General features: G+C 45.3%; 12 protein-coding genes. 8 read left to right on the forward strand and 4 right to left on the reverse strand.

All coding sequences use genetic code 11. From position 1 onward, the window contains the following. Positions 1-59 precede the first annotated feature (59 nt). A complete protein-coding gene (locus AXG56_RS00680; RefSeq protein WP_062512784.1) occupies positions 60-1,247 on the forward strand; it encodes a NupC/NupG family nucleoside CNT transporter in 1,188 nt (395 codons plus the stop codon). Between the two features lie 52 nt (positions 1,248-1,299). On the opposite strand, the gene AXG56_RS00685 is transcribed toward AXG56_RS00680, so the two are convergent. Next, positions 1,300-2,661 carry an MATE family efflux transporter gene (locus tag AXG56_RS00685; RefSeq protein ID WP_026578311.1) on the reverse strand — a complete coding sequence of 454 codons (1,362 nt, stop codon included), beginning with the start codon at positions 2,659-2,661 and terminating at the stop codon, positions 1,300-1,302. Between the two features lie 111 nt (positions 2,662-2,772). On the opposite strand from AXG56_RS00685, the gene AXG56_RS00690 reads away from it, so the two are divergent. The 5 genes from AXG56_RS00690 (at position 2,773) to AXG56_RS00710 (ending at position 6,681) form a co-directional block, all read left to right on the forward strand. Continuing rightward, positions 2,773-3,849: an undecaprenyldiphospho-muramoylpentapeptide beta-N-acetylglucosaminyltransferase gene (locus tag AXG56_RS00690; protein WP_062512786.1), complete on the forward strand. Its 1,077-nt coding sequence runs from the start codon at positions 2,773-2,775 to the stop codon at positions 3,847-3,849. A gap of 219 nt (positions 3,850-4,068) precedes the next feature. Next, the gene (locus tag AXG56_RS00695; protein ID WP_062512787.1) at positions 4,069-5,478 is read left to right on the forward strand and encodes a methyl-accepting chemotaxis protein; all 1,410 of its coding nucleotides are present in this window, start codon (positions 4,069-4,071) and stop codon (positions 5,476-5,478) included. Then, a complete protein-coding gene (locus tag AXG56_RS00700) occupies positions 5,453-5,755 on the forward strand; it encodes an STAS domain-containing protein (protein ID WP_008634600.1) in 303 nt (100 codons plus the stop codon). The genes AXG56_RS00695 and AXG56_RS00700 overlap by 26 nt, the downstream gene beginning before the upstream one ends. Positions 5,756-5,900: 145 nt before the next feature. Further along, the gene (locus AXG56_RS00705; RefSeq protein ID WP_062512789.1) at positions 5,901-6,323 is read left to right on the forward strand and encodes an ATP-binding protein; all 423 of its coding nucleotides are present in this window, start codon (positions 5,901-5,903) and stop codon (positions 6,321-6,323) included. A 7-nt stretch (positions 6,324-6,330) separates the two neighbouring features. Further along, positions 6,331-6,681: a hypothetical protein gene (locus AXG56_RS00710; RefSeq protein ID WP_026578315.1), complete on the forward strand. Its 351-nt coding sequence runs from the start codon at positions 6,331-6,333 to the stop codon at positions 6,679-6,681. Positions 6,682-6,722: 41 nt separating this feature from the next. Here the strand turns inward: AXG56_RS00710 and AXG56_RS00715 are convergent, their stop codons facing one another. Genes AXG56_RS00715 through AXG56_RS00725 form a run of 3 tightly spaced genes read right to left on the reverse strand, consistent with a single transcriptional unit; the run spans position 6,723 to position 10,391 of the window. After that, positions 6,723-7,856: a Ger(x)C family spore germination protein gene (locus AXG56_RS00715; protein WP_062512791.1), complete on the reverse strand. Its 1,134-nt coding sequence runs from the start codon at positions 7,854-7,856 to the stop codon at positions 6,723-6,725. Next, on the reverse strand, positions 7,834-8,958 hold the full coding sequence (locus tag AXG56_RS00720; RefSeq protein ID WP_062512793.1) for a GerAB/ArcD/ProY family transporter: 1,125 nt from the start codon (positions 8,956-8,958) through the stop codon (positions 7,834-7,836). Before AXG56_RS00720 ends, AXG56_RS00715 begins: the two co-directional genes overlap by 23 nt. Next, entirely contained in the window at positions 8,955-10,391 is a 1,437-nt protein-coding gene (locus AXG56_RS00725; RefSeq protein WP_235601452.1) for a spore germination protein, read from the reverse strand. The genes AXG56_RS00720 and AXG56_RS00725 overlap by 4 nt, the downstream gene beginning before the upstream one ends. Positions 10,392-10,529: 138 nt before the next feature. Between AXG56_RS00725 and AXG56_RS00730 the strand changes: the two genes are divergently transcribed. Together AXG56_RS00730 and AXG56_RS00735 are read left to right on the forward strand one after the other, a co-directional pair. Then, a complete protein-coding gene (locus tag AXG56_RS00730; RefSeq protein WP_062512797.1) occupies positions 10,530-11,534 on the forward strand; it encodes a TIGR00341 family protein in 1,005 nt (334 codons plus the stop codon). Positions 11,535-11,691: 157 nt separating this feature from the next. Then, entirely contained in the window at positions 11,692-12,516 is an 825-nt protein-coding gene (locus tag AXG56_RS00735; protein WP_062512799.1) for a S1C family serine protease, read from the forward strand. Positions 12,517-12,537 lie beyond the last annotated feature (21 nt).

A 12,537-nucleotide genomic window follows, 5' to 3' on the forward strand; every position in this document is an offset into this window, starting at 1 on the left:
TTACTTTGTGTAAGCATTTTCATAAGGGTCAAAACAACAACATCAGGGGAGGATTTATTGTGGATATTCTTTTAGGTATTCTTGCTGTTGCGGTCATTCTCGGGATCGCTTTTTTAATGTCCAATGATCGTAAGAACATTAATTATAAGGGCATCGTGATTATGATCGCCGTTCAGTTGATCATCACGTGGTTTATGTTTAATACGGAAATCGGGAGAATCATCATTGACGGGATCTCTACCGGCTTCAACAAGCTGATCGGTTACGGATCCGAAGGGGTCGCTTTCGTCCTCGGCGGTTTTGAAATCGGAGAGGGCGGCGTGTTTTTCTTCAATGTCCTGTTGATCATCATATTCTTCGCTACTATTTTGTCTGTGCTGACATATTTGAAGATTTTGCCATTCATCATTAAGTATCTCGGTTGGGGTCTTTCCAAAATTACAGGTCTTCCGAAAGTAGAATCATTTAACGCTGTCAACAGTATCTTCTTCGGCCAATCGGAAGCGTTGATTGCCATCAAGTCTCAGTTCCATAATTTGAATGATAACCGTCTGTACATTGTCAGTGCATCAGCGATGGGATCTGTTTCCGCATCCATCGTCGGAGCATATCTCGGGATGCTTCCTCCACAATATATCCTTGTGGCACTGCCGCTTAACATGTTCAGTGCATTGATCGTCTCCTCGATGATTGCACCGGTCAAGGTTCCTAAAGAAGAGGACAAGGTAGACGTGAAAGACGTATCAAATGCCAAGAGCTTCTTCGAAGCGATGGGTAACGGTGCCCTTGATGGTGGTAAGATTGCCTTGATTGTTGCAGCTATGCTGATCGCCTTCATCGCCTCCCTGGAGCTTGTGAACGCGGTATTTGGAGCTGTCTTCAATGGATTTACCCTTCAGGAACTGCTTGGATACATCATTTCGCCTCTAGGTATCCTTATGGGTATCCCGATGAGTGAAGTAGTCGATGCAGGAGCGATCATGGGGACGAAGATCGTGACGAACGAATTTGTCGCTATGCTTCAATTCCAAGGTATGCTTGACGCTGTGTCTGAGAAGACGATTGGTATCGTCACTGTGTTCTTGACAAGCTTTGCCAACTTCTCCTCTATCGGTATCATTGCAGGTACGGTACAGGGAATTGATGCAGAGAAGGGTGCGCGCGTTTCCGGTTTCGGTATGAAACTGTTGATCGGTGCCACACTTGCTTCTATGTTGTCTGCGACGATTGCCGGATTGTTCATTTAATAGAAAAAAGCCGACTGAGGATCATATCCTGAGCCGGCTTTTTTTGTCTTTCTTATGTAGAAAGAGCGGTTTTTCTTTCTCTGCGCTGTATATGCAGCATGCGCAGAAGCAGGGTAACAGCACCGGCTGTCAACCCAAGGGTCAGGCTGATCCAATATCCGTAGGGACCGAAGCTTGTGTAGTTCGCCAGTAGATAACCGCTCGGGAGACCAATGCCCCAGTAAGAGATGAATGCCATGATGAGCGTTATGTTCACGTCTTTGTACCCGCGCAGGATACCTTGAAGAGGTGCACCGAAACCATCGGATAACTGAAAGAAAATAGCAAAGAAGATGAAATTCTTCGTCAGTTCGATCACTTTCTCATCAGAGCTGTATAGACGAGCCACCGTATCATCAAAAGTGAACAAGATGACACCAGCTACGATACTCATCATAACGGCAAACGTAATACCCAGATAGGAATACGCGCGTGCCGCCTGGTGCCGCCCTCCTCCTATTTCAAATCCCACCGCAATCGTCAAGGTAAAGGCGATGCTCAATGGAATCATATAAAGGAAGGAAGCAAAGTTGATCGCTGCCTGGTGCGCCGCAATTGTGTTCGTATCATAGGCCGTCATAAACAGGGTGACAGCTGCGAAAATGCTCGTTTCAAAAAAGATGGAAAAACCGATGGGAATGCCGATTTTCAGTTGAGCAGCCCATTCTTTCATAACCGGGAGGACAGGATTTCTGAATATCCCGTACTTTTTTATAGACGGTAGCTTATGTATAAGCATAACGATTACACCGAGAGAGACCCAGTATGTTATGGCACTTGCTACTCCTGCCCCGACACCGCCGAGCTCCGGAGCACCGAACTTACCGAAAATGAAGAGGTAATTGAAGAAGACATTTGTCGGAAGCGTCAACAGAATGACCAGCATGGATATCTTCGTCATTCCGAGCGCGTCTACAAAGGAACGCAATAAGTTAAAAATGAATAAAGGAATGATGCCGGCACTGAGAGCAATCAAATAATATTTAGCGACACGATTCACTTCTGGCTCGATATCCATGAGAGAAAGAACAGGATCGAGCAGGAAGAATCCGACACAGGCAACCGTGACGGCAAGGGCGATGGCAAGGTAAATCCCCTGCTTGACAGAATGGGTGATTTCCCCTGATTTTCCAGCGCCTTTCAACTGGGCAACGATGGGGGACACAGCCATCAGAATTCCGTTCAAACCAGTGAAGACAGGCACCCATATGCTTGACCCGATCGCAACTCCGGCCAGTTGGTCAGGACCTGCTTTCCCTGCCATAATCGTGTCGAAGAAGTTCATGGCGTACAAACCGATTTGAGTGATCAGGATGGGTACCAGAATCGTGAAGAACAATTTCATTTTTTCTTTTAAAGTCTTTGTTTCATACATAGGACCCCTTCTTTTCTGTTACAATTCTTTTAGAGGAAACATGAGGATTATAGCATATCGGGGCTGAACAGCCTACCTTTTGAGTACCTCAGAAAGGACGTTGAACGAAATATGAACCGTAATAAAAGGATTTTATTTACCGGTGGTGGAACAGCAGGGCACGTGATTGTGAACCTGGCCCTCATTCCGGAATTCCAAGAACAAGGATATGATGTAGACTATATTGGATCTTATGAAGGAATTGAGCGTCAGCTGATCGAGCCGTTGGAGGGCGTAACGTATCATGGCATATCCACCGGTAAACTGCGCAGGTATATGTCGAAGGAAAATTTTAAGGATCCGTTTAAAGTATTGAAAGGATTGATGCAGTCCCTCCGGATTCTTTCGAAGCGGAAGCCGGATGTCATCTTCTCCAAAGGTGGATTCGTTTCTGTTCCCGTTGTCATGGCGGGAAAAATTAAAAATGTCCCGACGGTTATTCACGAATCGGACTATACTCCAGGACTTGCCAACAAGTTGTCGTTCCCGTTTGCGAAGAAAATCCTTGCGACTTTTCCCGAAACGATGCAGCATCTGCCGGAAGGGAAAGGCGAGTTCATTGGAGCCGTCGTGCGTGAAGAATTGTTCACCGGTGACCGTTTGAAGGGGTTATCGATGTGTGGATTCCATAAACAGAAGCCGGTCGTTATGGTCATGGGAGGCAGTATGGGATCGAAGCGGATCAATGATGCCATCCGTGAAAACTTAGACGACTTGCTGAAGGACGTACAAATCATCCATATCTGTGGAAAAGGAAACGAAGATTCCACTATCCATAGACAGGGATATGCCCAGTTCGAGTATGTGCAAGATGAATTGAAGCACCTATTCGCCGCTTCGGATTATGTCGTTTCCCGCGCAGGTTCCAATGCGATCTTCGAGTTTCTGGCTTTAAAGAAACCGATGCTCCTCATTCCGTTATCCAGAGCAGCGAGCAGAGGGGACCAAATTTTAAATGCCGACTCCTTCGTAAAACAGGGCTATGCGTTAAAACTGGAAGAGGAAGAATTGACGAGCGAGCGTTTTCTTGCAGAACTGCAGAAATTGATGAAGGAAGAACGAGCGATCCTCTCAGCTATGGAGAGTTATCAAAGTGAGGAAGCAAAAGAAAAAGTGATGACAAGAATTAAGGAACAACAGAGAAGATAAATTATAGAGGGATACCTCTTATCCAGAACCAAACTATATCCATGAATCATAAGTTATCGTTTAATCATAACCGATAACCCTTTGCACCAAAAGGTGTGAAGGGTTATTTTTTTAATTTTATGAATTTTTAGAAAAAAAGTGGTTTGTCTGCAGGAAGATAGGGTATTTGTTTATTATTATAATGGAAATAAGTCATAAGTCTTAGGAGGAGTTGATCATATGAATGAGAAAAGTAGTTCGGCATTCACCCAATGGAGTATAGCGAAGAAGCTTATGCTGGTTGTCGTTGCAGCAACCGTCTTCAGTCTGCTTATGGGGACGCCGATTTCGTATGTCCAGCGTTTTCTGCTGCAGTCAGAGCTTGCAGAAGCTCTCGGTCCAACGGCCGTCGCATTTATTCAAACCTATTTTACTATTCTCATCAACCTGTTTATTATGGTGGCTTTTGTGTATTGCGGCATACGGAAGGTTATCTCGAAGCCGATGAAGGAACTGGAGGCCCATATGAAATCCATGAACGGGTCGACCATCGATTTATCAAAGGATATGGATATAAGGACGAAGGATGAGTTTGGCAGGCTGGCTGCGACCTTTAATCGATTAAACGCTACGCTTCGTAATGTCGTGCAGACGTTTAAAGAGTCCAGTGAATCGGTAGCAGCGACATCAGAAGAGAATGCAGCATCCGCAGATGAAGTAGAGGAACAGTCCAAGCGGGTGATGGTACAGGGGGAGATGCTGCAAAAACTAGCGGAAAAGGGGGAGGTGACAGTAAGAGAGGTATCGCGTAGTCTTTTGGAGCTTTCCTCCCTGATCCAAATTGCAAAACAACGGGCAGAGTTGGCAAGAGAATCGTCAGAAGCTACTGTGGAAGCTGCGGAGGAGGGGAAGAGCGCCGTACAAACTGTCCTTGAAACGATGCATGGGATCAAGAATCAAAATGCCAGAACGAAAGTAGAGATTGAGAACCTTCATCATTTCTCCAGCAAGATTAACCGAATGGTAGATACGATTTCAAACATTGCTGAGCAGACGAATCTGCTTGCATTGAATGCGGCGATTGAAGCGGCAAGGGCTGGAGACTCCGGTAGAGGATTTGCTGTTGTTGCCGATGAAGTGAGGAAGCTTGCGGAAGAGTCCACCAAGGAAGCTGCAGAAATCGCTGATGTTGTTAAACAGGTGACCGATACGACCGCTGATGCATCGAAAGAAATGGAGCGAAGCGTAGCGCTCATTGAAGACGGAGTGAAATTTGCTGGACAAGCGGACGACTCCCTCCGGCAGATCGAAGAATCCTTCCAGCAGTCGGAAGCAGAATTGAAAGAGATTAAAATAGTGACAGGAGAAAAAGTGGCAACGAGTGCCGATATTCTCTCCTTAATCAAAAGCCTTGGTCATTTTCTCGACGAAACTGCCATCTCCTCCAGGGAAATGGACCTTCGTACGAAGGAAATTAATACTTCCATCGCCAATATCGTCGGAACATCCGACCATATGAGCCGGATGGCAACAGAATTGACGGATGAATTGAGAGTTTTTGAAACGTCCAAACACACGGAAGCAACCGTTTCACCATTATTTGAAACAGAAAGGGGGCGTCGAAATGAACGGAACAATCAAGCCTCTTAATCGAGGAGCTGCCATCCGTTTCCCTGTTAAGGACGATATTCGAGATATCGTTGACTTTCGCAGTGCTATGCTGGATAGGATAGAAAAAGGAGAAACCTATCTTACGGTAGATATGTCAGATACGCTGGTGGTGGACAGTGCCGGCCTTGGTATTCTGGTAACGGGGTATAAACGTTTGCAGGAGAAGGGTGGGCACTTGATCATCAGAGGTGTCCGTAATTCTGTGAAGGAGACATTTGTTCAGGCACGATTGTCAGATATATTCACTTTCCAATGATTCACTCCTGTTGCTGAGTCTTCCGATATTTGTAAAATAACCGTTAATCCCCCTTTTGAAATCCCGGGGATAAGGGAATAGATGAATGAACCAATCATTCAGGTCTAATTTACAATCATCGACTCAGCGGAGGAGAGGTTGAATTATGAAGACATCAATAGAAGCGAAAATAAGACATCCGAGAGAGTTGAAGTCCGTCCGGCGAAGGTATTATCCCTATCTAGCGAAGTTCTACGGACACGACCAACTTCTGGTGGATGCTTCCATCAGCGAAGCGGTTTGGAATGCGTGGACATACGGCCATGATAAACAGAGCCATTATCCTATTTATTTAAACCTGCGCTTTTTGAATACGCGATTGATTGTTCGTATATCGGATCATGGAGGAGGATTTGATTGGAGATCTTATCACTTGGCCGGTGATGTAAAGCAGTGGTTTCCGACGCTTGATGATTTGGAACAGAGCGGACGAGGTATAATGTTAATGCTTAGAGTTATGGATGTTTTGCGGTATAATGATAGTGGCAATGAATGTTTGCTGATGAAAAAATATCTATTTCAGGAGTAGATCTTTCGTGAAAACAAACATGTGTCGCTACTGCTATAAAGAAATCAGGGATAGGGATGAACTGGTAACGGCGTCAAACTGGTTTCGCATCCGCCCTTATCATTACCGCTGTTTTGAAAAAATGGAGCAGGATACAAAAACTATCGCAGGAACGTGGACACCAATCAATGGTCGAGTCGGGCTGATTACCGTTCTTTTAATGGCTGTTCTTTCTGGACTTATGTTGTTAACGGACTTACTTGGTGGGATTGGAGACCTGCTTGGTGTATTGGCATTGTACCCGATCCTGCTGCGTGTTCTATCCTATTTCGTCTTTGAGATGCCTCTGCCTAAACTGGCGGATGATAAACGAAAATAGCGTGAAGTATGAAGACCGCTGCCATATGGTAGCGGTCTTTATTATTCGGATATCCCGTATCGGACCAAACGGAAGTTAACCTTGAATTCAACGTTTATATCTTGAATTTGATCTTTCCAGTTTTCTTTCTTCACACGGTTCGTCCGGTTTTTGGAATTATATTCTGCTCCAAAGCCTACAGGATCGACTTGCAGTTCTTTGAAAATCTCCATCGTTTCTTTTAAGCGTTTTGTTATTGCCTGTTCCAATTCTTTTTCGATTGCTTCGATCGCTTTCTCTTCTTTTAAATCGATGTCTTTTGTGATTTCCAGGAGACGTGCTTTCATATCGATCTCCATCGTATAGCGGGTGGGATCGCCCTTTGTCACTTTTACTTTTTTATCGGTGTCCAACTCATGAAGGGATAACAAAAGTTTCCCGCTTGTTGTAGAAATCGTTCCCGTTTCCTTTAAGTGATCATTCAGTGAATCGGACGGCAGCTCTATTTGAAACTCCCCGAATTCGAATTCGTTCTTCATCAACATTAAATAAAAGACATCTTTTTCATTTAATATAGAAACAAAGCGGTCGTCCTGGAACAAAGCGACCCCCTGAATAATCGCTTTGTTTTGACTCATGGATAAAACAGGAAGCACCGGGTCGATGCCATCATCGTAGTATTCCCTCATGAAAAACGTCATTAAAGCATTAGGGATGGTTTCGTCTTTTATGCTTTTTTCAATTAAGCGTTGGATATACGTTCCTGTATTAGGTTTATCCTCAGAATTGTTGGATTGGAGCAGTTGGCTTGTCGGGACCGTACTGACGGCCAAATATCCCATATCGGATATTTTCGCGTCCCGTTGCAACGTATCCATATACTTCATCATGCCGTTGGCTGCCAGCTTATCTTGGAACAATTCTAAACGGACCTGCCCCGAAACGAGTTTATGACTTGTCATGTGATCGGTTGCCGCGCGCAAACCCTTTGATGTTTCCGCTTCTGCAGAAACTACTTGGGAAGTGCCGGTAGCCGTCGGATCGAATTCATACATAACCATCGTTCCTCGGAGCCGCTGGTCATCAAGTAAGTCGTATCCCACGGCCGTAATAATACCTAGCTGTTCAATATAGCTTTTAGGAATGCATCCGCATAACAGAAGAAGGGTGAGGCTAATTAGGGTCCATTTTTTCATTAGAATTCCCCTTCCTGAATACTTTCTTTAGAAGTAGTACTGCATAGAGCAGCCAAGGATAAACAAATACGACCCAAAATCCAACCTCTCCGGTAATGGAGGTAAGGAAGTTGATGCCAATACGTTCTTCAATAAGGACGGAAAAGAAGAACAGCATCAGAGCGGTTATATAGAGGCTCGGTTTCTTAGGAAAACGGAACAGACGCTTCAAAGAGTGGATGATGATCCATCCAAACAGAACGATATTTGGAATGATTACCATCATCCATAGGGCTACAGCGAGAAAATCGAAACGCTCAATGATGGAGAAGCTGATAATCTTGAACAGCGACAACGTCGCCCATACCGTCTCCTTCAATTCATCCGGGCTGAAGTAGCCGATGGAGACGACCGTCACCAGCAGAATGAGGATCGTCGTAAAGAATACACCGGCATGAGCTGCCACTGCAATTTTTTTCTTGTTCTGGATGTAAGGATAGATGAAAAATAAGATTTCCAGCCCTAATACAGAATAAGCAACTTGTTTCGCCCCGGCGAGAATCTCCATTGGGGAGCTCATGAAAATAGGGGTGAGGTGCTTCCAGTCCATAAACGTCACTGGTTTATAGACGGGAAGCACCAGCCAGATGGTTAAGAAAAAGAAGAGAAAGCTGGTACCTACGACAACTCGGAATCCTCCCAGGATGCTGTAAACCATCAGAATCAGCATGAAAGCACTCATCAGCCATATAGGGATTTGCGGGAAAATAAATACCTGAACCACTTCAATGTAATTCTTCATGACTGTCAACAGTAACAAAAATATATACAGGATATAGAGGACGCCGAGGCCTTTGCCGATCCAGCGTCCAAACAGATCCATTTGGACACCGATCAAGTCTGTGTTCTCATAATTCCGAAGAATGGTCAGCATCAGGAGGACAAGCACATGCATATAAGCACCGGTAACCAGTACCGAAACCCAGGCATCCACCCCTGCCTCCAAAAATAAGATTCTTGGAACACCCATTAACCCTGCACCGATTTGACAGGTATGGATGATGAAAAAGACGTAGAAGGCATGGACAGCTTTATCTGGATTTAATCGAATATTAATATTCATGGAGACTTCACATCTTTATGCTCTTCGGCTTTACTGCTGTTGTATCTCGTTGGATCCTGCGGCATGGTACTTACCGGGCGCCGGCTGTTCTTCTGGAAAGGTACCCGGAATAAGGAATCATTAAAGTCTCTCCACTGAAAGGGATAGATTGGAGCAAGGTAAGGGCGGCCGAGAGACTTTTGTTTTAAGAGATGGATGATAAGGAAGGATAAGGCGAATACGATTCCAACGAGACCCCACATTCCAGCCAGTATGATCATGGGGAACCGTATGATCCTTACAGCCGTCCCCATTAAATAGCTTGGTGCGGTGAAAGAAGCAAGGGCACTTAATGCAATGATAATAATAAGGATATTACTGGTGAACCCTGCCTGGACGGCAGCCTGGCCAAGGACAATACCGCCCACAATACCCATGGTTTGTCCGACCTTCGTCGGCAGTCGAGCTCCCGCCTCTCTTAACAATTCAATGAGAATTTCGAGTAGTAGTGCTTCCAGTACGGGCGGGAATGGAACCGTAGCTCTCGATTGTCCTAACGATACGAGCAGAGTACTCGGAATGATCTCATAATGATAAGTGAGGGCCGCAACGTACATTGGTGTCAAGATGATGGATATGGCCATGGCAATAAAACGCAGCATCCGAATGAACGATCCCATGTTCCACCTCATATACAGATCCTCGGTCGATTCGAAGAAGCTGAACAAAGACATAGGCCCGACCAGCATCGTCGGGCTTTTATCCACCATCACCCCGACTCTTCCTTTTACGATCGAATTACAGAAACGGTCCGGTAATTCGGTAAATATTAATTGAGGAAAGACGCTGGTGGAGGAGTCCTCAATCAGCTGCCCCAGTACGCTGGAATCTTCAATCTGATCTACTTGCAGGTTTTTAATTCTTTCCCGGAAGGTAGCTACATTCTCCTTATCCGCCATCGACTTTAAGTAGACAATGCGGACTTCGGAAGGAATTCTTTCTCCAACGATCAGCTTTTCCATAACGAGATCGTCCGTGTCCAGCCGCCAACGTACGACATTCAAATTGGTGTTCAATGATTCTGTAAAAGAGACTTGAGGTCCGAACACGAGAGACTCGGTTTCAGCACGGTTCAATCCTCGATCGTCCAGTTTTGGTAACGCAAAAATTACGGCTTCCTTTTCCCCTTCGATATAAACGGATATACTTCCGTGCAGCACTTTTTGGGTGATTTGATCTACAGAACTTACGCATTCCGATGCAGCGATCGGTATCTTATTCATCAAGGCATCGTTTGTCCAGCGTTTAGGGGAGGCAGTAAGGGCATTTAAGATTTCACGTTCGAGTCTTTCTCTGTCGACAAGGTAAGAAATGAACTGGACGACAATTGCCTGCCCTTTAATATGGAAGACCTTCTGGATAAGGTCCGTACTATTATTGAATTTCTTCTTCATAGTCTCCTTATATTCTTCAGTGCTTAACAGAAGTTTCTCCAATTCTTACTCACCCGCCTCTTATTCTTAGTTGGAATTAGTATGTGGAATAAGGGGGACATTATGAGAAATTAATGCAAAATCGGAGAGTGATTTCTCATGAGTCTGCAACTGATTGAAGCCTATATTCCTGATCGTCATTTCCAAAAAGTTGATCAGAAATTAAAAGAATATACACACCGTTCCTATTGGGTTTCCGATGAGCCTGAAGAAAGAAAGCTGATTCGGATGCTGACGGACACGAATGAAGTCGAGTCCATCCTGAATTATTTGGAGAGTATTTCCAATGTTATTGATGGGTTCGAAACGATGCTTTTTCCCGTACAGACCTACATATCCAGGGAAACAGTTGAAGAGGACGCGGATCGGGAGAATGAGGAGGAGAAACGTCTTCTCCTTCGAGCAAGCCGCCAGGAGCTGATGGATAGTGTGGAAAAGAGCAGTAAAATCACATTGAATTATACTTTGTTAATCATATTGTCAGCCATTGTCGCAACGGTTGGGTTTTTGAAAGACAGTGAAGCGGTGGTCATCGGAGCGATGGTGATTGCTCCAATGATTGGTCCTGTCATAGCTGTAGCTTTCAGTTCGATCCTGGGAGATTATAAGCGTCTTCTTATCTCCGGTTTGACCTCCTTGTACGGGGTGGCAATTGTATTGGTCATATCGGTTGCTTTCGGATATTTTACCGATATGGGAATGCATAATGCTCAGTATCTGGAGCGGACAAAGGTGGAAATCCTGGACATTTTTCTAGGGGTAGCTTCCGGAGCGGCAGGTGCACTCGCGTTTCTGAATCGCCTGTCCGGTAACCTTGTCGGTGTTATGGTCGCTGTTGCACTGCTGCCACCTTCCGTCGCAATGGGGATGTCTCTTGGTGATGGAGCCTTTCAAGCTGCGTACGGAGCTTTCTTATTAGTAGCGGTTAATATTATGTCCATTCTGCTTGCTGCTGTCCTCATTTTTTCTATAAGCGGTATCCGGCCGGTGCGCTGGAGTGAAGTGAAGAGAGCGAATGTATCGAGACTGCTGTCCATCGTATTTGTCTCCATGATCGTGTTTTTCTTAGCTGTTGTCATCCTGGTCGGGAAGAGTATGCGATAAGGCATATTTCCCGGGTAATACAAAAAATCCTGAATTCTTGTCGAATTTTCGAGAGCTGCATAAATGAGCACGTCTTTTTCGTAAATCGTGGTACAATGATACTTGCATTCCATGATAGGAAGGAATGCCTTGACTGCTGCACATGGGAGGACGTCTCATGAAAGAGCATGACAAAGATGAAATAGATATTATAGATGAAGATTTATATGAAGAGATAGATGAGGATGAGTTGTACGAGCTGGTTCAAGAGGAAAAGCGGAAGGCATGGGAGAAGGCGAGAATGGAAAAAGAAAGCCATCAGTCTAAACGTCCGTTTCCAAAATGGATTTTCTGGCTGGTAGCAGGGGTGATGGTCATTAACATCATCGCCGTTCTTCCCAATACTTTCTCGATTCCGGCCCTTGATTTCTTAGTCACCTCAGCGAAATTGTCCACAGACGAAGATACTGCCGCCCGAAAGAAAGCGGTTGTCGTCGTGGAAGCGGGAGAGAGTCGAGGTACTGGTTTTGCTGTATCAGAAAAAGGTCTGATTCTTACCAATCATCACGTAATCGAAGGGGAAAAGCGGATCGCGGTTGCATTCACCGAGGAAGGGTTATTTGAAGCGGAAGTAGTGAAAAGGTACCCGGACATCGATTTGGCCCTGCTCAGAATCGAAGGCTCCGGGCTTCCTTATTTGGAACTGGCGGAGGAAGGTGCCGGCAGGACGAATGAGAAGGTATCCTTCATCGGCAATCCCCTCAGCTTCACTAATATAGCGAATGAAGGAGTATTGATCGGGTACACACAGCTCTCCAATTGGGAAGTCCCGGTTTGGATGATGGATGCTCCCGTCTACAGAGGTAATTCGGGTAGCCCGGTTTTGAATCAGGAGGGGAAAGTCATCGGTGTCGTGTTTGCGACGCTTGATGATCCGGAGGAAGGACGCGTCGGCCTGGCCGTTCCCATTGAATACTATTTGGAAAAAGGGGAAAGTCCATGAAAAAAGAAACAGCAGGAGAAA

The sequence above is a fragment of the Halobacillus sp. KGW1 genome (assembly GCF_001592845.1).
In the GTDB taxonomy this organism is placed as follows: domain Bacteria; phylum Bacillota; class Bacilli; order Bacillales; family Halobacillaceae; genus Halobacillus.

Bases quoted from the DNA above. Each gene is read 5' to 3' on its own strand.
- AXG56_RS00685 (WP_026578311.1), bottom strand. From the start codon at position 2,661: ATGTATGAAACAAAGACTTTAAAAGAAAAAATGAAATTGTTCTTCACG.
- AXG56_RS00690 (WP_062512786.1), top strand. From the start codon at position 2,773: ATGAACCGTAATAAAAGGATTTTATTTACCGGTGGTGGAACAGCAGGG.
- AXG56_RS00695 (WP_062512787.1), top strand. From the start codon at position 4,069: ATGAATGAGAAAAGTAGTTCGGCATTCACCCAATGGAGTATAGCGAAG.
- AXG56_RS00700 (WP_008634600.1), top strand. From the start codon at position 5,453: ATGAACGGAACAATCAAGCCTCTTAATCGAGGAGCTGCCATCCGTTTC.
- AXG56_RS00705 (WP_062512789.1), top strand. From the start codon at position 5,901: ATGAAGACATCAATAGAAGCGAAAATAAGACATCCGAGAGAGTTGAAG.
- AXG56_RS00715 (WP_062512791.1), bottom strand. From the start codon at position 7,856: ATGAAAAAATGGACCCTAATTAGCCTCACCCTTCTTCTGTTATGCGGA.
- AXG56_RS00720 (WP_062512793.1), bottom strand. From the start codon at position 8,958: ATGAATATTAATATTCGATTAAATCCAGATAAAGCTGTCCATGCCTTC.
- AXG56_RS00725 (WP_235601452.1), bottom strand. From the start codon at position 10,391: ATGAAGAAGAAATTCAATAATAGTACGGACCTTATCCAGAAGGTCTTC.
- AXG56_RS00730 (WP_062512797.1), top strand. From the start codon at position 10,530: ATGAGTCTGCAACTGATTGAAGCCTATATTCCTGATCGTCATTTCCAA.
- AXG56_RS00735 (WP_062512799.1), top strand. From the start codon at position 11,692: ATGAAAGAGCATGACAAAGATGAAATAGATATTATAGATGAAGATTTA.